At 68.7% G+C, this 22,895-nt stretch carries 19 protein-coding genes and 1 pseudogene; 11 read left to right on the top strand and 9 right to left on the bottom strand.

All coding sequences use genetic code 11. From position 1 onward, the window contains the following. Positions 1-64 precede the first annotated feature (64 nt). The 3 genes from OG407_RS14090 to OG407_RS14080 are packed head-to-tail and all read left to right on the top strand — an operon-like array spanning position 65 to position 3,426. A complete protein-coding gene (locus OG407_RS14090) occupies positions 65-1,240 on the top strand; it encodes a pectinesterase family protein (protein WP_405858128.1) in 1,176 nt (391 codons plus the stop codon). Positions 1,241-1,247: 7 nt separating this feature from the next. Continuing rightward, positions 1,248-2,270 (top strand): pectinesterase family protein, encoded by a 1,023-nt coding sequence (locus OG407_RS14085; RefSeq protein WP_405868396.1) that lies wholly within the window; start codon positions 1,248-1,250, stop codon positions 2,268-2,270. Positions 2,271-2,313: 43 nt separating this feature from the next. Beyond that, the gene (locus OG407_RS14080; RefSeq protein ID WP_405858126.1) at positions 2,314-3,426 is read left to right on the top strand and encodes a right-handed parallel beta-helix repeat-containing protein; all 1,113 of its coding nucleotides are present in this window, start codon (positions 2,314-2,316) and stop codon (positions 3,424-3,426) included. Positions 3,427-3,471: 45 nt separating this feature from the next. Here the strand turns inward: OG407_RS14080 and OG407_RS14075 are convergent, their stop codons facing one another. Genes OG407_RS14075 through OG407_RS14060 form a run of 4 tightly spaced genes read right to left on the bottom strand, consistent with a single transcriptional unit; the run spans position 3,472 to position 8,884 of the window. Continuing rightward, positions 3,472-3,702, bottom strand: a complete 231-nt coding sequence (locus OG407_RS14075) for a hypothetical protein (protein WP_405858124.1) — start codon at positions 3,700-3,702, stop codon at positions 3,472-3,474. 34 nt (positions 3,703-3,736) lie between these two features. Continuing rightward, positions 3,737-4,204 (bottom strand): hypothetical protein, encoded by a 468-nt coding sequence (locus tag OG407_RS14070; RefSeq protein ID WP_405858122.1) that lies wholly within the window; start codon positions 4,202-4,204, stop codon positions 3,737-3,739. A gap of 20 nt (positions 4,205-4,224) precedes the next feature. Beyond that, positions 4,225-8,538: a DUF6531 domain-containing protein gene (locus OG407_RS14065; protein ID WP_405858120.1), complete on the bottom strand. Its 4,314-nt coding sequence runs from the start codon at positions 8,536-8,538 to the stop codon at positions 4,225-4,227. Then, entirely contained in the window at positions 8,522-8,884 is a 363-nt protein-coding gene (locus OG407_RS14060; protein WP_365301937.1) for a hypothetical protein, read from the bottom strand. Before OG407_RS14060 ends, OG407_RS14065 begins: the two co-directional genes overlap by 17 nt. Before the next feature lie 202 nt (positions 8,885-9,086). Between OG407_RS14060 and OG407_RS14055 the strand changes: the two genes are divergently transcribed. After that, positions 9,087-9,878 carry an HAD family acid phosphatase gene (locus OG407_RS14055; protein ID WP_405858118.1) on the top strand — a complete coding sequence of 264 codons (792 nt, stop codon included), beginning with the start codon at positions 9,087-9,089 and terminating at the stop codon, positions 9,876-9,878. A 17-nt stretch (positions 9,879-9,895) separates the two neighbouring features. Here the strand turns inward: OG407_RS14055 and OG407_RS14050 are convergent, their stop codons facing one another. Then, complete coding sequence (locus tag OG407_RS14050) at positions 9,896-12,031, bottom strand: family 43 glycosylhydrolase (RefSeq protein ID WP_405858116.1); 2,136 nt, start codon at positions 12,029-12,031, stop codon at positions 9,896-9,898. Between the two features lie 324 nt (positions 12,032-12,355). Here OG407_RS14050 and OG407_RS14045 point away from each other — a divergent pair, with 324 nt between their 5' ends. From OG407_RS14045 to OG407_RS14030, 4 genes are all read left to right on the top strand, one after another. Then, positions 12,356-13,510 (top strand): right-handed parallel beta-helix repeat-containing protein, encoded by a 1,155-nt coding sequence (locus OG407_RS14045; protein ID WP_405858115.1) that lies wholly within the window; start codon positions 12,356-12,358, stop codon positions 13,508-13,510. 1 nt (position 13,511) lies between these two features. Next, on the top strand, positions 13,512-13,682 hold the full coding sequence (locus tag OG407_RS14040) for a hypothetical protein (RefSeq protein WP_405858113.1): 171 nt from the start codon (positions 13,512-13,514) through the stop codon (positions 13,680-13,682). After that, positions 13,679-14,887: an MFS transporter gene (locus OG407_RS14035; RefSeq protein WP_405858111.1), complete on the top strand. Its 1,209-nt coding sequence runs from the start codon at positions 13,679-13,681 to the stop codon at positions 14,885-14,887. The genes OG407_RS14040 and OG407_RS14035 overlap by 4 nt, the downstream gene beginning before the upstream one ends. A gap of 164 nt (positions 14,888-15,051) precedes the next feature. Then, complete coding sequence (locus OG407_RS14030) at positions 15,052-17,712, top strand: glycosyl hydrolase (RefSeq protein WP_405858109.1); 2,661 nt, start codon at positions 15,052-15,054, stop codon at positions 17,710-17,712. Positions 17,713-17,750: 38 nt separating this feature from the next. Here the strand turns inward: OG407_RS14030 and OG407_RS14025 are convergent, their stop codons facing one another. After that, positions 17,751-18,005, bottom strand: coding sequence for an acetyl-CoA synthetase (locus tag OG407_RS14025; RefSeq protein ID WP_405858107.1), 255 nt, complete (start codon positions 18,003-18,005; stop codon positions 17,751-17,753). A gap of 106 nt (positions 18,006-18,111) precedes the next feature. Here OG407_RS14025 and OG407_RS14020 point away from each other — a divergent pair, with 106 nt between their 5' ends. Further along, positions 18,112-18,240: a hypothetical protein gene (locus tag OG407_RS14020; protein ID WP_405858105.1), complete on the top strand. Its 129-nt coding sequence runs from the start codon at positions 18,112-18,114 to the stop codon at positions 18,238-18,240. Positions 18,241-18,429: 189 nt separating this feature from the next. Beyond that, positions 18,430-19,383 carry a MerR family transcriptional regulator gene (locus OG407_RS14015; protein WP_405858103.1) on the top strand — a complete coding sequence of 318 codons (954 nt, stop codon included), beginning with the start codon at positions 18,430-18,432 and terminating at the stop codon, positions 19,381-19,383. A gap of 72 nt (positions 19,384-19,455) precedes the next feature. Here OG407_RS14015 and OG407_RS14010 read toward each other — a convergent pair. From OG407_RS14010 to OG407_RS14000, 3 genes and pseudogenes are all read right to left on the bottom strand, one after another. After that, a pseudogene (locus tag OG407_RS14010) lies at positions 19,456-19,635 on the bottom strand (rhamnogalacturonase B precursor); the annotation flags it as partial. Positions 19,636-19,725: 90 nt separating this feature from the next. Next, positions 19,726-20,583, bottom strand: a complete 858-nt coding sequence (locus OG407_RS14005) for a hypothetical protein (RefSeq protein WP_405858101.1) — start codon at positions 20,581-20,583, stop codon at positions 19,726-19,728. Further along, positions 20,580-21,146 carry a SigE family RNA polymerase sigma factor gene (locus tag OG407_RS14000; RefSeq protein WP_328684118.1) on the bottom strand — a complete coding sequence of 189 codons (567 nt, stop codon included), beginning with the start codon at positions 21,144-21,146 and terminating at the stop codon, positions 20,580-20,582. Before OG407_RS14000 ends, OG407_RS14005 begins: the two co-directional genes overlap by 4 nt. 264 nt (positions 21,147-21,410) lie before the next feature. Here OG407_RS14000 and OG407_RS13995 point away from each other — a divergent pair, with 264 nt between their 5' ends. After that, positions 21,411-22,862 (top strand): NCS2 family permease, encoded by a 1,452-nt coding sequence (locus OG407_RS13995; RefSeq protein ID WP_405858099.1) that lies wholly within the window; start codon positions 21,411-21,413, stop codon positions 22,860-22,862. Positions 22,863-22,895: the final 33 nt, after the last annotated feature.

The following is a 22,895-nucleotide window of genomic DNA, read 5'->3' as shown; positions in this document are numbered from 1 at the left end:
GTTCCGTCCGACCGGCCCGGCACCGGGGCCCACCTCACGAGCCACACCGCGAAGGAGCACCCGCATGCCCTCGCACCACCACCCCCTCCAACTGCCCCTGTCCAGAAGGGGATTCCTCAAGGCGAGCGTCGGCGCGGGCGCAGCGATCGGCCTCACCGCAGTTCCTGCCGTCCCCGCCCTCGCCGTCGGCAGACCGCGCCCGTTCGGCCGCTACGGTTCACCGGCCGTGCGCCTCACCCCGCTCACCCTGTACGTCGACCCGCGCGGCCGGGGCGACTTCACCACCGTCCAGGCCGCCGTCACCGCCGCGACCGGCGCCGGATACACCCTGGTCATCGCGCCCGGCGTCTACCGCGAGACGGTCACCGCCGGAGTCACCGACCCGGCGACCGGCCAACTCACCACCGCCGCCTCCGAGATGACCTGGATCGGCGCGAGCGAGAACCCGCGCGACGTCGTCATCGTCTACGACAACGCCAACGGGACGCGGAAACCCGATGGTTCGGGCACCTACGGCACCTCCGGCTCGGCCACCACGACCATCCGCACCGACGGTTTCACCGCCCGCCGGATCACCTTCGCCAACGACTGGCTGCGCGCCGACCACCCCGACATCACCGGCACACAGGCGGTCGCGATCAAGGTGCAGGGCGACCGTTCGGCGTTCTTCGACTGCCACTTCCTGGGCCATCAAGACACGCTGTACGCCGACTCGTTGGCGCTCGGCGTCTTCGCCCGCCAGTACTACGCGCGCTGCTACGTCGAAGGAGACGTCGACTTCGTCTTCGGGCGCGCGACCGCCGTCTACGACCACTGCCACTTCCGGACGCTCAACCGCACCGACCTGGCGACGGCACCGTACGGCTTCGTCTTCGCGCCCTCCACGGCGGTCGCGAACCCGCGCGGATACCTGGTGACGCGCAGCCGCGTGAGCAGCCAAGCCCCGGACGGCTACTACAAGTTGGCCCGTCCCTGGGTACCCGGATCCGACACCACCGCCCACCCGATGCTCACCGTGCGGGACACGGCGCTGGGCGCGGGGATCGACGCGGTGGCGCCGTACACCAACATGTCGGACGCCTATCCCTGGCAGGGGCAGAGGTTCGCCGAGTACCGGAACACGGGCCCGGGTGCCGTGATCAGCGTTCCGGAGAACCGGCCCCAACTCACCGCCGTGCAGGCCGAGTCGGCGACCCGCGAGGCGTATCTGGGGGACTGGGCGCCGGGGCGGAGGCGCTGAGATGGCCCTGCGCAGACGCACCCTTCTGAGCGGGCTCGCCGGTGGTCTGGTGGCCGCCGGCGCCGGGTCCGCCGTAGCGCTCGACCGTCGTCGTGTCCTGCACGTCCGACCCGGTGGCTCGGTGCAGGCGGCCGTGGACGCGGTGGAGGGTGACGGCTGGACGATCGTCGTGCACCCGGGGACGTACCGCGAGGTCGTCAACGTGCCCGTGGGGGCGGGGGAGTTGACGTTGCGGGGTGCCACTGGCGATCCGCGTGACGTCGTCATCGTCTATGACAACGCCAACGGGACACAGCGGCCGGATGGTTCGGGGACGTACGGTACGGCGGGGTCCGCGACCTTCACGTCGGCGGCGCCCGGGCTGACCGTACGGGACCTGACCCTCGCCAACGACTGGCTGCGCGCGGACCACCCGGAGATCACGGGGACGCAGGCGGTGGCCGCGTATGTGACGGGTGATCGCTCGCAGTTCGCGCACGTCCGTCTCCTGGCTCACCAGGACACGCTGTTCGTGGACACGGCGGCGCTGGAGGCCTTCAACCGGCAGTACTTTTCCCGCTGTTACATCGAGGGGGACGTCGACTTCGTCTTCGGGCGGGCGACGGCTGTCTTCGCGGACTGCCACTTCCACACCCTCCAGCGGGACGTGGCCTTCACGCCCAAGGGCATGGTCTTCGCGCCGTCCACCGCCCGCGCCAACCCGCACGGCATCCTCGCGGTCCGTTCGCGGATCACCTCCGGCGCCGAGGACGCCGCGTACAAGCTGGCCCGGCCGTGGGTCCCGTCGTACGAGACGACGGCCTGGCCGTCCCTCGTCGTGCGGGACACCCGGATCGGGCCCGGCATCGACCCGGTCGCGCCGTACACGAACATGCGCGACGCCTATCCCTGGCAGTCGATGCGTTTCCACGAGTACCGCAACACGGGCCCGGGTGCCGTGATCACCGTCGCGGAGAACCGGCCCCAACTCACGGTTATCGAGGCCGAGTTGCACACCCCTGCGGCCTACCTCGGTGACTGGCGTCCCTGAAATCCCCCCATCCGCGACAGAACGACGAAAGGACCGCACTCCTATGTCTCGTCGTACCGCTCTCACCCTCGGCACAGTCCTGGCGTTCGGCGCCGGGTTGGCCGTCCTCCCCACCCAGGCGCAGGCCGCGACGGTCGTCGTCGACACGACCGCCGAACTGACCAGCGCGATCTCAAGTGCCACCGCCGGCACGGTCATTCAGGTGCGCGGCGGCACGTACTACCCGACGGCCACCCTCCAGTCCACGACGAACGGCACGTCGTCCTCGCCGGTCACGCTCACCGCGTACGGCTCGGAGACGGTCAAGATCGACGGTTCGTCACTGCCGTCGGGGTCCTGGATCTTCAAGCTGACGGCGGACTACTGGAACGTCTCCAACCTCACCTTCCAGAACTCCCCGGACAGCGCGGTCGTCTGCCAGTCCTGCACCGGCACGAACTGGAACAACGTCAAGACCATCAACGGCGGCGACTCCGGCTTCACGCTCACCGGCGACGGCACCGTCAACAACACGGTCAAGAACCTTGACTCGTACGGCAATTACGACGCCGCGACGCACGGCGAGAACGCGGACGGGGTCGCCATCAAGTTCGGCTCCGGCAGCGGGAACCTCGTCACCGGCGCACGTCTCTACAACAACTCCGATGACGGGATCGACTTCTGGTCCTTCTCCACACCGGTCACCGTCGAGCACACCTGGTCCTTCGGCAACGGCGTCAACCGCTGGTCGGACTCGTCCTTCGCGGGTGACGGCAACGGCTTCAAGCTGGGCGGTGACGGCGAGGTCGTCGCGCACGTCATCAACAACTCGGCGGCCTGGGGCAACGCGGGCAACGGCTTCACCGAGAACTCCAACACCGGCGCCCTCGTCATCAACCGCACCACCGCGTACGCCAACAGCAAGTGGGGCTACTACTTCGCCACCAGCTCCGCCAAACTCGGCAAGAACCTCGCGGTGAGCAACGGCAGCGGCTCGGTCACCAAGGGCTCCGCGGTCACCTCGTCCGGCAACAACTGGGACTCCGGCGTCTCCACCCCGTCGTTCATCTCCACGGACGCGTCATCGACGTACAACGCCCGCTCGTCGAGCGGCACGCTCCCGTCCACGACGTTCCTGACGACGGGCAGCACGACGATCGGCGCGACGATGAACTGACTTGTACGGTGGGTCCGGTTCGGACGTTCCCGGGCCGGGCCCATGTCAGGCCTTGTCGCCCCACACGGCTTCCAGATCCTGGCAACGCACCGTGATGCTTGTATCGAGGAGCACGGTGTCGACCAGCATCCAGTCGATGGAATGCTCGTAGTCGATGGAGAAATGCTTCACGCTCGAATAGCTGATGCGCAGCCCGGAGTTGTGCTTCCACTGGTTCGGGGCGAATTCCAGGGTCAGCCCGCCGCTCTTGTCGGTGGCCACATGGATACCGGACAATTCCAGATCCTTGACGCAGTGATTGTTGGTGCCGTCACCAGTGGGCGAACGGCTGGACCGCGGCGATGTCCGGGCAGACCAGATCCAGTGCTCGCCTGAAGTCGTGGGCCAGGGCGGCCAACATGGCCCTCGCCTCTTCTGACGAGACGGTCTCCGTGCCCGGATCGGGAGTCCAGCCGGTCTCCGTCGTGCAGGTGATGACGACCTGTCCGTCGTGCGGAGCGAACGTCACGAGCCGTTCGACTCCCTGGCCGTAGAAGTCGATCCGCGCGGGCTTCCCGTCGCCCAAAGAGGCCATGGCCTCAGGCAGTTGCTCCATGACCGATGAGAGGTCGTAGGAGAGGTCGACCGGCCAGGGATCCTGGCCGAAACCCGCGACGTGAAAACGACAGTCCGTCTCCGCCAAGAGCTGACATGTGTCCATGACCAGGGACTCGTAGTCCTCGTCGAGCTCGAAGTCGGGCGTCAACGGGGTTTCGCGGGACGGCGGATTCAGACTCATGCGGAATTCCACGGACGTACTCACTTCTTCACGATCGGAAACGCTGTTTTGTAGGATCCGTCAGGCTTGGGCACCAACCTCACGTAGTTGGCCTCCACTATCTCACCGTTGGGCATGATGACCTGCCCCATTCCCTTCGGGAGGGCGACCTCACGAACTCCTCCCTCGGGGTCGTGCTGCGCCTTGAGGAAGTCCAGAGCCTTGTCGTTGTCCAGCCACTGGCCTTGTGAATTCCCCGTGTTGCGTGCACGGTCGGTCAGACTCTTCGTGTTCTTCGCGCCCGCTCCGTGCTCACTGAAGGTGTGCCCGAAGGTCGGCCGACTGCGCGCGTTCCAATTCAGTTCGTCGGTCGGGATCTTCTTGCAGGCGAGCCCCAACGGGTCGAGCCAGGCGAAGGGGTTGGACGCGTACGCGTAGTGGTTGGGATGAGGATCGAGACCGAGCGGATCGGCCGAGATGAATCCTCCCGTCTCCGGATCGAAATACCGGAAGACGTTGTAATGCAGACCGGTCTCGGAATCCGCGTACTGGCCGGGGAAGCGCAATGGGCAGTCCACCGGCACCTCGTCGTCGGGCACCGACGGCAGCCCCGTCCCCCACACAGAGGTACGCCGCTGCCAAGCGACCCGGCCGTCGGGAGTGATCAACTCGGCAGGCGTGCCCACCGGATCGGTGATGATCACGTGAAAGCGGGTGTCGTCGCCGGCTGTCGTCTCCTCGGCCAGCCGGGCGAGGAACGAAGCCCCGGGACGGAGGGCCGTCGGCCGGTGATCCGTCTGGGTGAGAGGACGGTCGGTGTCCGGTGCGTAGTCCCAGGTGATGGCCCTGCCGTCCGGGCCGGTCTGCTCGGCGAGCCGGGAGTCGTCCCAGAAGAAGTCGACGCGGTCGGTCCCGGTCCCGTCGTCCCTCACACGATGCTTGGAGATACGGCGCCCGAACGGGTCGTAGGCGTAACACCAACGGCTCCCCTCCGGGGTGACCACCTCGGTGAGCCTGTCCTCCGCGTTCCAGTCGTACGACCAAGCGCGCGTCCGGCCGTCGAGCAGCTTGAGCCTCTTGCCCACCAGGCGGCCCTGGGTGTCGTGTTCGTAAGTGGTGCGCCCCGCGCTACGGACGAGCGTTCCGTCGAACTCGCGCTCGCCGGGGGAACCGTGCCCAGGTGCCTGCGCCGACACGATGTTCCCGGCGGGATCGTACGCGTAGGTCTCCGTCCAGCCGTGAGCGTGCACCCCGGTGACCCGGCCCATGCCGTCCAGGACGAAGTGGCGGGTGCCGGAGGTCAGTTCGCGGATCTCGGTGAGGTAGCCGTCGGCCCGGTAGGCGTAGGTACGGTGCTGAAGCAGTCGGTCGGCCTCGGCCGTGGCGGACGGTGATGCCACCGTCTGTGTGGTCAGACGACCGGCCGCGCTCCAGTTCTGGGTGAGAGTGACGGCGTCGCCGACGTGCCGCTCGGTCTCACGGCCCGCCGCGTCGTAGGAGAGAGTCAACTCCCGTCCCGCAGTGCGCAGTCCGGTTGCCCGCCCGGCCGGATCGTAGGTCCAGTCGGAGACCAGCCCGAACGGCGTCACGCGCCGAGTGCGCTGCCCGAGGGCGTCGTATTCGAAGGTGGTCGTCCGGCCGTTGACGGTCTCCGACGCGACCCGGCCGAGCGGATCCCGTCGCACCACCACCTCGGCGTCCTTGTTGCTCGCCCGGATCAGCCTTCCGTCCGCGTCGTACGCGTACGTGCTGATGTCGCCGGATGCCTCGTCGCGCTGCTCCACCACACGGCCCAGGGGACCGCGGGTGAAGCACAGTGACTGCCCGGCCCCGTTCGTACGGCGGTTCAGCCGCCCAGCCGCGTCATGCGCATACGTCAACGTGCGCCCGTTGAAGTCCGTCTCCGCGGTCAGCCGCCCCGCCTCGTCGTACGTGTACGACCATGTCCGCCCCTGCGGATTGGTCACTCCCGTCAGCCGCAACTCGGTGTCGTACGCGAACTCGTACCGCGCCCCGTCCGGGTCGGTCCGCGACGCGGGCACGTCGAAGTGGGTGGAGGAGTGTCGCGTGACGTTGCCCGCGGCGTCCGTGTGGACGAGGAGGTTGCCCTCCGCGTCCCACGCCCACGACTCCCGTGCCCCGTCGGCCAGTTCACGCCAGGACGGCTTGCCCTCCGGGGTCCAGCCCATGCGGGTGGTGTGCCCGAGCGGGTCGGTGATCGCGGTGATCCGGCCGAGGGAGTCCCGGCGGATCGACGTCGTGTGGCCCAACTCGTCGGTCAGGGACACCGGCAGGCCGGCCCCGTCGTACGCCACCGTCCGGGTGTGGCCCAACGCGTTCGTGACCGAGGTCGGTCGGCCCGACGCGTCGTGGGCGTAGCGGGTCTCGGCACCCGTCGGATCGACCGTCGCCAGCGGGTTGCCGCGCTCGTCGTACGTGTGCCGCCACACCGCCCCGCCCGGCTCCACGACCTCCGTCGGCAGGCCGAGCGCGTCGTACTCGGCTCGCGTCAACGACCCGTCGGGCAAGGTGAGTTCGGTGAGGTTGCCCGCGTCGTCGTAGCCGTACCGGGTGGTGTGGCCCAGCGGGTCGGTGACCGAGACGGGGCGCGCACCGTGCTCGTCCCACCGCGTCCGCGTGACGTTGCCCAGCGGGTCGGTCTCCTCCTCAACAAGGCCCTCCGTGTTGTGGCGGTGCGTGGAGAGGCGGCCCTGGGAGTCCGTGTACGTCGTCGTGCGCGCCGCGTCGTCGTAGGTCAGCGTGCCGGACAGGATGCCGTCGACGCCCTCGGTGCGGACGACCCGGCCGCGCTCGTCGTAGACGTAGGCGAACCAAGTGCCGTTCCGGTCGGTCCACTTGGTGACTCGGCCCTCGGTGTCGTAGGCGAACCGCAGTGGTTCCCCACTGGAGTTGACGACCTCGATGAGGTTGCCGGCGCCGTCGTAGCCGTAGCGCATGACGACCGTGCCCTCGCCCACCGGGCCGTCGGGGCCGTAGCGCGACGGGGGTTCGTCGAGCAGGCGCAGGGCCGTGATGCGGGGGCCGGTCGTGTCGACGGCGACGTAGTAGCCGCCGGAGTGGCGGAGGCCGAACGGGACGCCCCTGTCGTCGCGTTCGACGTCGACGCGGGTGCCGTTGCGGTCGCTCCAGGAGTCCAGGGCGAGGTGGAAGACGCCGAAGGTGGGGGAGGGGACCGGGGCGGCGAAGGTGCGGACGACGCCCGTCGCCGGGTCGGTGACCGTCATCGCGCTGTCCGGCTTGCCGTCCCATTCCAGGGGCCAGCGGACGCCCTTCACCGGCATGGTCGGGACGCCCGGTTCCGGGACCGGGTAGACCAGGCGCATGCCGTCCGCCGCCGCGAACACCACGCCCTCGCCGTCGATTTGGAGGCACTCGTCGAGCGTGGAGATCCAGGTCGGGCCGAAGCGGACGCCGCCGCGGTAGGAGGAGAGGTGGGTGCGGGTGAACTCCAGCGGCAGGCTTCCCGGCAGCGCGAGGTCGGTCGCTGTCATCAGCATCGCGCCGGTCGCCACGTCGATCGGCTCGCCGACGCAGGGGGTGCGGTCGGCGTTGCGGGCGGCCGGGCCCAGCTCCACCAGGTCGGGGCGGAGCGACGGCGGCCGGAGCAACAGCGGTGTCGTGTCGCTGAACGCGCCCTCGATGCCCGCCTTGACGACCCCGCCGCCCGCGCCCAGCGCGCCGCCGAAGATCATGCCGTCCTTGGCGGCCTGGTTGACCTCGTCGAGGCTGAAGCCCTGCTGCAGACCGGTCGCCATCTTCAGCGGCTGGGCCACCGCAAGGTCGACGGTCACGGACTCGATCCCGCCGAAGGTGGCGGCGACCAGGGTGCCCGCGGCGATCTCGGCGATCGTCGTGGAGACCGCGACGCCGAGACCCGCGCCGAACTCGATGACGAGGTCGGCCGCCGCGACGGCCGCGCCGGAGGCCAGGCCCGCGGTGAAGAACGCGAGCGCCACCCCGCCCGCGATCACGGCGGCGTCGATGCCGATCTGCGTCCAGAGCTTGTTGATGGCGTCGTCGATCGCGTCGGCGAACTTGTCGAGCGCGGTGGCCATTTGACGCCCCGAGTCGGCCAGGTCCTTCAGCCAGCCGGTGTCCTTGTCCTTGGCGTAACGGCCCCAGAATTTCCCGAACGCCTCGATCGACTGACCGGTGTTGTTGTGGATGATCGACGACGCGCTCTGATCGACCGGGCCGCGTACGTCGTCCACGGCGTCCGCGAAGGTGCGCCAGGCCGTCGCCGCCGACCGCAGCTTCCCGGAGTCGGCCTCCGGCCACCACAGGCCCAGATGGAGCAGGATCTTCCGGGCCTCGTCCTCAACGCTCACCGGCACCGTCCGACTTCGTGACCTTCACTTCGGTGAACATCCCGGCGATCAGCTCGTCGTTGTCGACATGACCGTCCGCCATGTCGGCCATCGCCTCGTGAATGCTCGTCAGACCCAGCACCAGCGTGCCCGCCGCGCTCTCGATCTTCTTCTGCAACGGCTTGTAGGAGTCGCCGAACTCCTTGCCCTGCTTGTCGTTTCCCCAGGGCTCGCCCAGTCCGTCGAGGGACTTCACGAGCGCGGTCAACGCCTTGCCCAGATCAACTGCCGCCGTCTGAAAGTCCGGTGCCGCCCGCTTGATATCGGCGGTCTTGATGTCGAGGACCTTGGCCGGGTCCTTGCCGTCACCCATCGCGCGTTCCCCCGTTCGCAGTCGCGTCCACGACGGTAGGGGAAGCCGACCAAGGGAAGGTCAAGTGGAGCCCATGCGCGGGTAATTCCCCGTCCTGTGTGTTGTGTATCGATCGCATAAAGGTCCTCGCGCCTGGCGTGTGATGCGCGTAGACAGTCCGTGACCTGGTGCATCACCCATCGGAACCAGATCCGGAGATTCCATGCGGAAGTCCCTTAGAGCGGCCGCCCTCGGCGCCGCCTGTGTCGTCGCCGGTGCCGCCCTGTACGGCAGTGGCGTCGCCACCGCCGGCCAGTCGACGGCGAACTCGACGCACGAGCCGTACAACATCGGCCTGTTGACGAAGGACATCGACACCTACTACGGCACGACGCTCGACAGCGGCGGCGTGTACCAGGCGTCGGCGACCAGCCCGTACGCCAAGGACCTGGCGCGCATCGACGCCTCGGCCAAGAAGTACATCGACGAGGCCGTCCACAAGCACCACAAGGGCGCCAAGCCGGCGGTCGTCTTCGACATCGACGACACGCTGCTGCTCAGCCTCGACTACGAGAAGAAGAACAACTACGGCTACAGCTCGGCCACTTGGGCCGCGTACGTCGCCCAGGCCAACCGCCCGGAGGTCTTCGGCACCCCCGAGCTGGTCAAGTACGCCGCGTCCAAGGGCGTCACGGTGTTCTACAACTCGGGTCTCAGCGAGGCGCAGCGCACCTACGCGGTCGACAACCTGAAGAAGGTCGGCGCGGACGTCAACCTCGACGCCGACCACATGTTCCTCAAGAACACGGCCAACCCGCCGTCGTACCTGAGCGGTTGCGCGACCGCCGGCACCTGGACCTGCACCACCGTGCAGTACAAGTCCGGTACCCGGAAGCACATCGAGGACCTCGGGTACAACATCGTCGCCAACTTCGGCGACCAGTACTCGGACCTCGACGGGGGCTACGCCGACAAGACGTACAAGATCCCGAACCCGACCTACTTCGTCAGCTGATCCTCACCGGCTGGTCCTCACCGGCTGATCTTCATGGGTCCGACTGACCCGAGGGTGGGCACCACCGGCCGGATCGTCCCGTCCGCCGCGAACCGCAGGCGGTCGATCGTGGTCTCCCGGTGCGTGCCGTCCCCACCAGGCTTTCCTGGCCCGTTCAGGGCGAACCGGTGATAGACGATGTACCAGTCGTCGGTCCCCGGCGCGTTCACCACGGAGTGGTGGCCGGTGCCCAGGATGCCGTACTCGGGGTTCTTGGACAGAACCGTGCCCCGCTCGGTCCACGGACCGAGCGGGGACGGTCCCGTCGCGTAGGCCACGTGGTAGTCCTCGCTGCGGGTGTCGTCCTCGGACCACATGAAGTAGTAAGTCCCCTGCCGCTTCACCACGAAGGACCCCTCACGGAAGTCGCCCGCCGTGATCTCCTTCACCTTCGTCACGTCGTACGACGTCATGTCGTCGTTCAACGGCACGACGTACGCGTGCCCGTTGCCCCAGTAGAGATACGACTGCCCGTCGTCGTCGGTGAAGACCGCCGGGTCGATCATCTGACCCGCCAACTTCGCCTTCCCTACGAGGGGTTGGCCCAGCGCGTCCTTGAAGGGGCCGGCGGGAGAGTCCGCCACCGCGACCCCGATCTGCTGCTCGGCACAGAAGTAGAAGAAGTACTTCCCGTCCCGCTCCGCGACCGCCGGCGCCCACGCGTGCTCGTCGGCCCAGGTGACGTCGGGCCCCAGATCGAGGATCACTCCGTGGTCCCGCCAGTGGACCAAGTCCCTTGAGGAGTACGCCTTGAAGCTCGTCCCGCCCCAGTCCGCGTAGCCGTCGCTCGTCGGGTAGATCCAGTACTGCCCGTCGAGGCAGTGCACGTCCGGGTCGGCGGTCAGCCCCGGCAGCACGGGACTTCGGGTCGGCACCGCTTCCACTGTCCAGGTCCGGCTCGTTCCGTCCGCCGCCGTGACGGTGTACTGCTGTTGGGTGTGGAAGTCGCGTGGCGTTCCGGAGGGCGGGGTGAGCGTCGCGCCCGCGCCGATGACGAGGGTCGGCGCCAAGTGCCATAGATCAGCGCCGGGTTGCATGGGCAGGACGACCTTCGACGAGGCCTCGGTGACGACCGCGTACCCCAACTGCTCGTGTGCCGTCGCGTCCACGACCGAGGTGGGTGTCGCCGGATACGCGGCCAGCAGTCGGTCGTACTCGGTCTGCGTCACCGGAAGTACCGTGCCGTGCCGGGGACTTGCCGGGAGTTGGTAGTCCGTGGACGGGATCCACTCGCCGGAGTCGAGGTCGGTGGTCTCGAAGGGGACGTAGCCGCGCAGCCCGTACTCGTCGACGAACAGGTACCACTTCTCCTCGGTGTTGGACTTGAACACCGTCGGCCCTTCGCCGTGATCGATCGCACCGTTGCCGATGCACTCCGAGACGAAGTCGTACGACGTGGAGGTCAGCGAGGTCGACTTCTCGCCGGTGATGAACTTGGAGCAGGGGGAGCCCGGGGAGTTGGGGGAGTCGGAGGAGTCGGAGGACGGGTCGCGATCGTCCTTGGTGTAGCGGTAGTAAGTGCCCCTGTGCTTCAGGACAGTTGAGTCGATGACGGAGTGGCCGGGGTCGTTCCAGACCTGCGGCGCGCTGAAGGTGCGGAAGTCCTTGGTCGTCGCGTACATCATGCGGTTGTAGGCCGAGCCGGTGTGGTCGGGGTCGTCGTCGGCGTAGAGCTTGGACGCCCAGAAGACGACGTACGCACCGAGCGAGTCGTCCCAACAGGCCTCCGGCGCCCAGGCGTTGCCCGCGTTGTCCGGGGCCACCTTCACCAGCCGCTGGTCGGTCCAGTGGACCAGGTCGGTCGACTCCCAGATCATCACCGACCTGCTGCCGTGCCGCTGGACGTCGTCCCAACTGCCGCTGCTGTTCCGGTACATGCGCAGGTCGGTGGCGACGAGGTAGAACGTGTCGCCGCCGGGGGAGCGGATCACGAACGGGTCGCGCAGCCCCTTCTCCCCGATCGTCGAGGTCAGCACGGGCTGCCCGTCGTCCAACTCCCGCCAGTGCAAGGGGTCGTTGCCGCGGCTGAGGGCGTAGCGGATCTGCTCGTCGGCGGCGGTGTCGTCGCCGGTGAAGTAGACGAAGAGGTAGCCGGCGTACTGGGGGTGGGTCACGGGCGTGCTCCTGGCTGAGGGTGGGTCACGGGCGTGCTCCTGGGTGGGGCGCGGGAGTGGGGCGTGGGGTGTCGGGCAGGGAGATGATCTTTCGGAGTGTCACCAGTGAGGTGCGGTGAGTCAATCGACGCGGGTGCGCCAGGGGGGAATCGAAAGTTTCGCTTCTTCCCCGGAGGTACCCCCGAACTTCCCCGAGCTTCCCCGTGCTTTTCCCGTGCGCGCGGCAACCCTTACCGGCCACGGCGGCGACCAGTGATCAGAAACGGGCCGGGGCGGCCCCTCCGGCCCGTTTCGTCCTCGTCATCCAGGAAAGGAACCAACCCCGTGCGTACGAGCACCGGACGCCACCGCAGGACCCGTACCCTCTCGATCGCCGCCGCGGTGGCCGTCGCCGCGGGGGCGGGCGGCGTCTACCTCGGCCTCAACAGCGGTGGCGCACAAGCCGCTTCGTCGACGGTCACCGTGTCCACCACCGCCCAGCTGGAGTCGGCCGTCGCCAACGCCGCGGCGGGTACGGTCATCCAGGTCAGGGCAGGCACCTACATCCCGGCCGCGACCCTCAAGTCCACGGCGGACGGCACCAGTTCGGCCCGCATCACGCTGGAGGCGTACGGCACGGAGAAGGTGAAGATCGACGGCTCCAAGCTGCCCGCGGGCCAGTGGCTGACCGGTATCTACGGCGACTACTGGACGGTCCAGAACCTCACCTTCCAGAACTCCCCGGCACAGGGCTTCGTAGCCACGTCGTCGGTGGGCGGCATCTTCAAGAACCTGGTGACGGCGAACAACGGCGACTCCGGCTTCACCCTGCGCGGCGACGGTACGACCAACAACCTCGTCCAGAACCTGGACAGTTACGGCAACTACGACGCCGCCGGACACGGTCAGAACGCCGACGGCATCGCCATCAAGTTCGGCTCCGGCACCGGCAACAAGGTCACCGGCGCCCGCCTCTACAACAACTCGGACGACGGCCTCGACCTCTGGCAGTTCTCCTCACCCGTCACCATCGAGCACTCCTGGGCCTTCGGCAACGGCAAGAACCGCTGGAACGACTCCGCCTTCGAAGGTAACGGCAACGGCTTCAAGTTGGGCGGCGGAGGCGTCTCGGTCGCACACGTCGTCAACGACAACGCGGCCTGGGACAACACCCTCAACGGCTTCACCGAGAACTCCAACACCGGCGCGATCATCCTCAACCGCAACACCGCGTACGCCAACACGGAGTCCGGCTTCTTCTTCGCCACGAGCAAGTCCCGCCTGGCCCGCAACCTCGCGGTCGGCAACAAGGGGGGTGCGGACACGCTGGGTTCGTCGGCGGTCTCCGCGGCAAACGGCTGGGACGGCGGCGTCGCCACTCCGTCCTTCAAGTCGACGGATGCGACTACCGCGTACGGGGCCCGGTCGTCTGGCGGGACGTTGCCGGCGACGACGTTTCTGACGACGGGGTCTACGACGATCGGCGCGACGATGAACTGACGTGCTTCGCCGCAGACTCCTTGCCGACCGCGAGTTGTCGTACCACGTGGCCGATGGGGCGGGGATCGCATCGGTGTCCGTTACCGTGGCGGTTCTGGTCGCCGCGACAGCCCTCACCCCGGCCCGCGTCACCACGGTGCTCGCCCGCTTCCCGGAGATGCTGTACCCATGACCGAGCCCACCACCCCGCCGCAGGCAGGACGACGCCCCGCGTGGCTGACCCGCAACGTCAAGGTGCTGTGCGGGGTGTCCTTTCTCCAGGACGCGGCCAGCGAACTCCTCTACCCGATCCTGCCGATCTTCCTGACCGTGGTGCTGGGCGCCCCGCCTGCCGTCGTGGGTGCGATCGAGGGACTTGCCGAGGGCGCGGCGTCGATCACCAAGGTGGCCGCCGGCCGCCTCGCGGACCGGTTCGACCGTCGTCCCCTGATCGGCGTCGGATACGGCCTGGCCGCGGTGGGCAAGCTGCTGATCGCGCTGGCGACCGCCTGGCCGCTGGTGCTCCTGGCCCGGGTCACCGACCGGCTCGGCAAGGGCATGCGCGGGGCGCCTCGCGACGCCCTGCTCGTCGAGGGCGTACCGAAGGAGCAGCGCGGCAGGGTGTTCGGTCTTCACCGGGCCGCCGACACCGCCGGCGCGGTGGTGGGCCCGCTTGTGGGGCTGGTCCTGTACGAGGCGCTCGACCACCGGTTGCGCCCGCTGTTCTGGGTCGCCGTGATCCCCGCCGTCGCGTCGGTCGCGCTGGTCGCCGCCGTCCGCGACCCCCGCTCCCGTAAGACGGCCGACGGCACACCGACGAAGGCGGTCCGGACACCGTGGCGATCCCTGCCGCGCCCGTACTGGCGGGTCCTCGGGGTACTGCTCGCCTTCAACCTCGTCAACTTCCCCGACGCGCTGCTGCTGTTGCGTGCCCACGACCTGGGCCTGTCCACGGCCGGGGTGGTGGGCGCGTACGCGGTCTACAACCTCGTCTACGCCGCCCTGTCCTACCCCGCCGGGGCGCTGTCCGACCGCTTGCCGCGCCCGCTGGTCTTCGCCGCCGGCCTGGTCTTCTTCGCGACCGGCTATCTGGGCCTCGGCCTGATCCACACCTCCTGGCCGGTGTTCGTCGTGCTGCCGCTCTACGGCGGTTTCGCGGCCTGCACCGACGGTGTCGGCAAAGCCTGGATCTCCGCACTCGTCCCCGACCGCCAACAGGGCACCGCACAGGGCCTGTTCCAGGGCGCCACCGGCGCCGCCGTGCTCCTCGCGGGCGTCTGGGCCGGACTCGCCTGGGGCGCCGACGGCCGCCTTCCGCTGCTGGTCTCCGGCGGCATCGCACTGGCCCTCGCCGGTGTGCTGCCGGTCATCGCCCGCGCGCGGACCGCGGCCCGCTGACCCCAGGTCCCCGACGAAAGCGCGATGAGTCGGTGAACCGGTCGGCTTCCAGCCATGGGTAGTGACAGGTTCTGGTCAAGGACTGTCCAAATGTCGGACTCCTCCTGCCGTCGGTGGTCGGGTCGTCCCCGACGGCTGTATCCGTGCCCGCTCGGGAGGACCTGGTGTCAGTACCGACCCGCAAGAGACGTTGGTTCACGATCTGCGCCATCACCGCATCCGCCGCACTCGTGGCGCTACCCGCCGGCGCCGCGCCCGACTCGGGCAGCAGCCCCTTCGGGGCCCGCGCGCTCGCTCAACTCGCCGCCGAACGAGGCCAGTCGGTGGGTGCGGCCGGCCCGAAAGCCAAGACTGACGACGACGGCGGTGACGACGGCAACGAGGCCGACGAGATAGCCGAGGGCGCCGACCAGTACGCCGAGGCCCGCACCTCACCCGGTGTCGTCGCACCGGGCGCCTACGGAGCCGCCTGGACGAGTCTGACCAACCTGCCCGACACCGGCGGCAGTTGGCGCAACATCACCGATCTGCCGTACAACTCCGACGACCCCCGCTACCGCGACTACGACTCCAACTCCAGCGGCGGCTCGGGCAATGTCACCGGCCGGATGGCCGCGATGGCCGCCGACGACGACGGGTACGTGTACGCGGGCAGCGCGGGCGGCGGAGTATGGCGCTCGCGCACCGGGGGCGGGCACTGGCAGCCCATCAGCGACGCGCTGTCCTCGCAGTCCACGGGCGCGCTCGCGCTGGACGGCGCCGGGCGGCTGTGGCTGGGCACCGGCGAGGCGACGACCAACGCGGACGCGTATCTCGGCAGCGGGGTCTACGTCCTGTCCAACCCCCGCCACGGCATGTTCTCGACCCGCAGCCGGGTCGGCGGCGACGAGCTGGAATCCACCACCGTCCACGAACTGCGCTTCGGCGGCGGCAAGGTGTGGGCGGCGACCAGCGAGGGCGTGTGGAGCCACTCCACGAAGAGGCTCAGCGGCGCCTGGAAGCTGGAGTTCGCACCCAACCCCGCCTATCTGCCGGGTGGTTCACTCGCGAACGACGACTCGGCCGCGTACAAGAACATCGCCAACGACATCGCGATCGACCCGAAGGACCCCTCCAAGGTGGTTCTCGCGGTCGGCTGGCGCAGCGGTGACGACTACAACGGCTTCTACACCAAGGGCGCGGGCGGCACCTGGACGCGGATCACCAGCGGCCTGGGCGACCTGCCGGCCGACGCGGACGACGTCGGCAACGTCACCTTCGCCCGCTCCGCCGACGGGTCGCGCTACTACGCCATCGACCAGTCCCCGGAGCAGCTCAACACCAATCCGGACAGCGGCCTGGAGGGCATCTACGTCTCCAAGTCCGGTTCTCCGACCCGTCCTTGGACGAAGATCGCCGACTACCAGGGCCTGGCCGCCGACGGTTCGGCGCTCACCTCCAGCGGGTACATGCCCGGCGTCCAGGCCTGGTACAACCAGTTCCTGACCGTCGACCCGGCGAACGCGGAGCACGTCTACGCGGGCCTGGAGGAGGTCTACGAGACCAAGGACGGCGGCACCAACTGGTCGACCGTCGGCCCGTACTGGAACTTCGGGTTCCCCTGCTGGAGCATCGACCCCACCAAGCAGACCGGCGACTGCAGCCCGACCACCCACTCCGACCAGCACGGCGTCGCGATCGGCAGCGACCACGGCAAGAGCTTCGTCTACGTCGGCAACGACGGCGGCGTCTACAAACGCCCGCTCAACGGCTCCCAGGACGCCTCCGGCCACGCCACCGACTGGACCTCGCTCAACGACGGCACCATCGACACCCTCCAGTACTACTCGGTCGGCATCGGCAAGGACCTCACCTACGGCGGCCTCTCCGTCACCGGCGGCCTCCAGGACAACGGCCAGTCGATCCTGCGCAGCAACGACAAGGTCATGGGGTCCAACTTCGGCGGTGACGGCGGCGACACCCTCACCGACCCGGCCAACGGCTGCGACCTCGCCGAGGAGTACGTCTACCTCGCCATCCAGGTGACCCAGAACTGCGCGATCAACGACGGGAGTTGGGTCACCGACCCCAGCAAGATCACGTCGTACAACGTCGCCCCCGCCGACAACGCCACCGGCGAGGCCCGCTTCATCGCCCCGATCACGGCCGACATGAAGAACAGCTCGACCTGGATCGCCGGCGGCCGTCACATCTGGGTCCAGACCCACGGCTACGCCATCCGCAGCGGAGCCGAGTGGACCAGCGTCCACGACCTCGGCGAGGGCCGCACCGCGACCGCCGTCGCGGCCTCGGGCGGCAAGGTGTACGCGGCCTGGTGCGGTCCCTGCAACAACCAGGGCTTCGCCCGCGGCATCTCCGTCGGCAACGCGGACGGCACCGGCTGGCACGACATCGCCCTCCCGGCCACGGGCACGGACGGCACCGTGCCCAACCGCTACCTCGCCGGTTTCGCCGTCGACCCCAAGAACGCCGACCACGTCTACCTCGCGGTCAACGGCTTCTCCCGGCACTGGACCGAGGGCCCCGGCGCCGGCGTCGGCCACGTCTTCGAGTCCACCGATGGCGGCACCACCTGGAAGGACATCTCGAAGAACCTCCCCGACGTGCCGACCAACTCCGCGGTCGTCACCCCGAACGGCGGCCTCGCCGTCGCCACCGACCTAGGCGTCGTCTACCGCGCGCCCGGTCGTACGACCTGGCAGCGCGTCGGGAACCTCCCGGCCGTCGCCGTACTCCAGCTGAAGCTGAGCCCGGACGGCCGGACGCTGTACGCGGCCACGCACGGCCGCGGGATCTACACGATCAAGGTGAGCGACTGCCACTGACGCAGCGACGTCCGATGGGGTGATCCCGGGTTCCGGGGTCACCCCTGCGTCGTGTAGGGCACCACACTCACGCGCAGGGTGAAGGCGACCCGCGCCGCACCGGCCACGTCCGGTGCCTTCGCCGACGCGGTGACGTCCGTCGTACCGCCCCTTGCCCCCGCGCACCGTAGCGAGGCATGGGCCGTACCGTCCGCGTCCGCCCGCCACCCGGATGCGAGGACGAACACCGGCGCGGAACTCCGCACGGCCGTCCACCGCTTGTCGTCCGGGCGAGGCCGCAGGACGAGCGACACCACGGTCCCTGGCCGCACACAGATGCGCCGTACGACCGCGTCGCCAGGGCTGACGGTGACCTCCGTGTGACCGGCGGCACAGCTCGCCGGCGAAGCGGAGGAACTGGTGGCGGACGCCGACGGGCTTCCCGCGGTCGGCACTCCCGAGGTGTGCGTCGACGCACTGGCCGACGGTCGCGCCGAACCGCTGCTCTCCGACGGCCCTCCCACCGAACCACCGCCCTCCGACGCGTGACACCCCGCCAGGACAACCGCCACGGCGACCATCCATCCCCCGGCCCACCACCGCATCCCAGCACCTCCCGGCCCACGCCTGGAACCACCAGCATGCCCCGGCGACGCCGACGAATCCCCCTCCTGAACCGCCGACTCCTTCAGGAAGGGGCTTGAGTCTCCAGTAGGGGGAGACGTAAAGGTGGGCGGCATGGACGGCGACACGCTCTACCCGATCGGTGAACTCGCTCGGCGGACCGGGCTCACGGTCAAGACCGTTCGGTTCTACTCCGATCGCGGAATCGTGGCGCCGACGGACCGCAGCCCGGCCGGCTACCGCCTGTACGGCATCGACGCCGTCGCACGCCTGGACCTCGTGAGGACCCTGCGCGAGCTGGGACTCGACCTCTCCACGATCCGCAAGGTCGTGGACCGCGAGCTCTCGCTGCCCGAGGTCGCCGCGGCGCACGCCGATGCGCTGGCGGTGCAGATCCGCGTCCTGCGACTGCGGCACGCGGTGCTGACGGCGGTCGCCGAGCGCGGGTCCACACCTGAGGAGACGGAACTCATGCACCGGCTGGCCCAGCTCTCCGAGGACGAACGCCGACGTCTGATCGGCGATTTCCTCGACGCCGCATTCGGCGGTCTCGGCGCCGCCGCCCCCGCATTCGCCGGGGTCATGCGCTCGATGACCCCCGAACTGCCCGACAACCCGGAGGCCGAACAGGTCCAGGCGTGGGTGGAGTTGGCCGAACTGTCCCTGGACCCGGATTTCCGCGCCTCCGTGCGGCGGATGGCCGAGGACCAGACAGCCGAGCAGGCCAGGGGCGAGACCACGGTCCCGACCCGCGACATCGCCGCAGTCGTCCGTGACCAGGCCGGCCCGGCCCTCACCGTCGGCATCGACCCGGCCTCACCTCAGGCCGATCCCTTCGTCGCGGCGTTCACCGCGCACTACGCGCAGCTCCTCGGCTGTCCCGACGGCATCGAGCTCCGCCACCGGCTCGCGACTCGGCTGGAGAGAGTCAACGACCCCCGCAGGGAGCGATATCTCCAGCTGCTCGCGGTGGTCAACGGTTGGACGGCACCGGAAAGTCTCGCCCCCGTCTTCGACTGGTCCGTCCAGGCTCTGCGTGTCCGGACACCGGGGCGCACGAGTCCCTGAGATCCAGGGGCCAACGCGACGCCCCCGCCGATCGTCACCGGCGGGGGCGTCGCTCTGCTGACCGAGGGGGGCTCAGGTCAGCAGGTCTATGCAGTCGAACGACGTGCCTGGGCTGAGGAAGCCCGAGCCCGTCGAACCACTGACGACATTGATCTTCAGGACGTTGTAGTGCGTCGTATCCGAACTGCACGCACTGGAAGGGACGTTGAAAACGAACGTGTGGTTGTTTCCGCGGCAGGAACCCGTGGTGATCACGTAATTGGAGCCGTCGTCGGTGCAGCCGAACGCGGCGGCCCCGAGCACCCGCCTACGGGTGAGGTGCTTCCTGTACGACACTTCCTTCTACGACTTCTGTGCCGCGAAGTCGCCCTTCACCGCGAGCTGTTGGCCGGCCGCCGTGCCCGCCGCCGAGTAGCTGTCGTCCTTGGCGTCCCGGTCGCCGCGCGCATGGTTGTACTGACCGGCGAAGACCCAGTCCCCGACCGCGACCGTACGGCCCTTCTTGAGCACCCACGTGTAGACCAGGAACCCGTCCCGCTCCGTCACCGTCTGCGTGAAGTCCTGCTCGGGCAGTGAGCGCCAGGCGCCCGACGAGGTGACCCCGCCGGTCTGTTTGACCTTCAACTGGACGGTGAGCGCGGTGAGTTGCTTGGTCGTCTTCAGGGTGACGTCGCTCTGCGCCCAGAAGTCGTTGCTGCCCGGGTCGATCGAACCGTCCGACCAGAGGGGGCCGTCCTGGGTACCGGACGCGGCCGGCAGCACGGGTGTGGATGCGGAGGTGGTCGGGGACTTCGTCGGCGAGGTGCTCGCCTTCGGGGAGCTGTGCGAGGTGTCGCCGGAACCCGAACTCGGGCTCGGGGCAACCGGTTTGACCGGCGTACGGCTCGTCGCGTCCGGTGATGGAGTGGGCGTCGGCGTCGGTGAGACGGACACCGTCTGCTCGGCGGGGGTGTTGTTCTTCACCGCGGACGCCACCGCGTAGCCGCCGATCGCGAGGACGCTCGCCACCGCGGCCGTGGCGCTGACCACCCGCACCCAGCCGAACACGGGCGGCCGGGTGTACCGGTGGTCGGGGCCGGACTGTGCGGCCATGCCGCGTTCGAGCCGGGCCAGGATGCGGGAGCGGTCGGGTTCGTGTGCCTCGGCCGCCTCGTGCAGCCGGGCGATCAACTCGTCGTCGTGCACGTCCTGGTGTCTCATCGGGTCCTCCCTCCGGTCTCGCCGCCGCGTGCCAGCGCCGCGTGCATCCGCAGCGGGGGACTCTGCGGGCCGAGCAGACGTTGCAGCTCGGCCATGCCCTTCGACGTCTGGCTCTTAACCGTACCGACGGAAACACCGAGGGCGAGCGCGGTGTCCTTCTCCGACAGGTCGAACGCGTGCCGCAGCACGACACAGGCCCGCTTGCGGAACGGCAGCCTGCGCAGGGCCTCTTGGACGTCGACCACGCCGGCCACGTCCGGGTTCTCGGTCTTCTCCTCGCGCTGCGACCAGAACAGGGCGACCCGCCGTCGCTCGCGCACCGCGCTGCGGATCCGGGTGCGGGCCAGATTGGCGACGACTCCACGGGCGTAGGCCGCGGGATGGTCGGCGGCGCGCACGCGGTCCCAGCGGTGCCAGAGCGCGAGGAGCGCGTCGGCCGCGAGATCGTCGGCGGCGTCCGCCTCACCGGTCAACAGGTGGGCGAGCCGGGACAGTTCGGCGTAGTGGCGTTCGAAGAAGGCGTGGAACTCCTCGGAGGCGGCGTCGTCGACGACTGTGCCCACGGCGGACCTCTCCTCGCTGCGGTTTGTGTGTGTCATGTAGATGACACGTGTTTGTTCGGGGATGACCCCCGCGAGATCCGGAAGCGTAGCAGTGACCAACTGGCCGGTCTGGTAGGGACCTTCGAACAGTGTCTGGTCAGTCGACCACGGACTCGCGGGCCGACCTCGATTCCGTAACACGGGGAAAACCTGAAACAGGTTCAACGCGGGAACAATCCAGCCAGCATCCGCGCACCGATCATTGAAGCCACGAGGAGTACCCGCATGTCCGAGTCAGAGAAGGTGCCCGACCGGCCAAGTGCCGCACCACCGGCGGCGAACGGTGTCGACCGGTTCTTCAAGATCTCCGAACGGGGATCCACCTTCGGCCGTGAGATACGCGGCGGCTTCGCCACGTTCTTCACGATGGCCTACATCCTCGTCCTGAACCCGATCATCCTGGGCAGCGCCAAGGACAAGTTCGGGCACACCCTCGACACCGGCCAACTGGTCACCGCCACCGCCCTGGTGGCCTGTGTGATGACGGTCATCATGGGCGTCGGCGGCAACCTGCCGCTCGCCATCGCCGCGGGCCTCGGCCTCAACGCCGTCGTCGCCTTCCAGTTGGCGCCGCTGATGAGCTGGCCCGACGCGATGGGCCTCGTCGTCATCGAGGGCGTCCTGATCTGCGTCCTGGTCCTCACCGGGCTGCGCGAGGCGATCATGAACGCGATCCCGCAACAGCTCAAGCAGGCCATCGGCGTCGGCATCGGCCTGTTCATCGCGTTCATCGGCTTCGTCGACGCCGGCTTCGTCAGTCGTATACCGGACGCCGCCGAGACCACCGTCCCCGTACAGCTCGGCGCCGTCGGTCATCTCACCGGCTGGCCCGTTCTGGTCTTCTGTCTCGGTGTCCTGCTCACCATCGCGCTGTTCGCCCGCAAGGTGAAGGGCGCGATCCTGATCAGCATCGTCACGATGACCGTCCTCGCGATCATCATCAACTCCGTTGCCGACATCAAGAGTTGGGGCCTGATGACCCCCAAGGTGCCGGACAAGATCGTGGCCGCGCCCGACTTCGGACTCATCGGCCACTTCAGCCTGTTCGGCGCGTTCGGCGAGACCAGCGCGATCACCGTCGTCCTGCTGATCTTCACGCTGATCCTGTCGGACTTCTTCGACGCGATGGGCACGATCGTCGGTATCAGCGCGGAGGCCGGTCTGCTGGACGACGACGGTCAGGTGCCGAACATCGGTCGCGTCCTGTTCATCGACGGGGCGGCCGCCGTCGCCGGCGGGATCGGGTCCGCGTCCTCCAACACCGCGTACATCGAGTCGGCGTCCGGGGTCGGTGAGGGGTCGCGGACCGGGTTCTCGAATCTGATCACCGGGGGGTTGTTCGGGCTGGCGCTGTTCCTTACGCCGTTGCTCACGATCGTGCCGCTTCAGGCCGCCGCGCCCGCGCTGATCGCCGTCGGGTTCCTGATGATGACCCACGTCAAGCACATCGACTGGGACAAGTACGAGATCGCGATTCCGGCGTTCCTGACCATCGCCGCGATGCCGTTCACGTACTCGATCACTGACGGGATCGGTGCCGGGTTCATCTCTTACGTCGTGATCAAGGCGGTGCTCGGTAAGGCGAAGGAGGTCAACTGGTTGCTGTGGGGGGTGTCCGCGCTGTTCCTGGTGTACTTCGCCATCGACCCTGTGGAGCAGATTCTGGGTGTGAAGTAGAAGTAGAGGTCGCTGCGCGGTCGGCCGACGGTA

Source organism: Streptomyces sp. NBC_01515, from assembly GCF_045040345.1.
GTDB lineage: Bacteria > Actinomycetota > Actinomycetes > Streptomycetales > Streptomycetaceae > Streptomyces.
Note: the sequence above shows the minus strand (reverse complement) of the source record. Positions and strands in the feature narration are given on the sequence as shown.

What these genes read in the sequence shown, in the direction of transcription:
- OG407_RS14080 (WP_405858126.1), top strand. Translation starts at nt 2,314, where the DNA reads ATGTCTCGTCGTACCGCTCTCACCCTCGGCACAGTCCTGGCGTTCGGC.
- OG407_RS14005 (WP_405858101.1), bottom strand. Translation starts at nt 20,583, where the DNA reads ATGAGACACCAGGACGTGCACGACGACGAGTTGATCGCCCGGCTGCAC.
- OG407_RS14090 (WP_405858128.1), top strand. Translation starts at nt 65, where the DNA reads ATGCCCTCGCACCACCACCCCCTCCAACTGCCCCTGTCCAGAAGGGGA.
- OG407_RS14035 (WP_405858111.1), top strand. Translation starts at nt 13,679, where the DNA reads ATGACCGAGCCCACCACCCCGCCGCAGGCAGGACGACGCCCCGCGTGG.
- OG407_RS14015 (WP_405858103.1), top strand. Translation starts at nt 18,430, where the DNA reads ATGGACGGCGACACGCTCTACCCGATCGGTGAACTCGCTCGGCGGACC.
- OG407_RS13995 (WP_405858099.1), top strand. Translation starts at nt 21,411, where the DNA reads ATGTCCGAGTCAGAGAAGGTGCCCGACCGGCCAAGTGCCGCACCACCG.
- OG407_RS14060 (WP_365301937.1), bottom strand. Translation starts at nt 8,884, where the DNA reads ATGGGTGACGGCAAGGACCCGGCCAAGGTCCTCGACATCAAGACCGCC.
- OG407_RS14070 (WP_405858122.1), bottom strand. Translation starts at nt 4,204, where the DNA reads ATGAGTCTGAATCCGCCGTCCCGCGAAACCCCGTTGACGCCCGACTTC.
- OG407_RS14055 (WP_405858118.1), top strand. Translation starts at nt 9,087, where the DNA reads ATGCGGAAGTCCCTTAGAGCGGCCGCCCTCGGCGCCGCCTGTGTCGTC.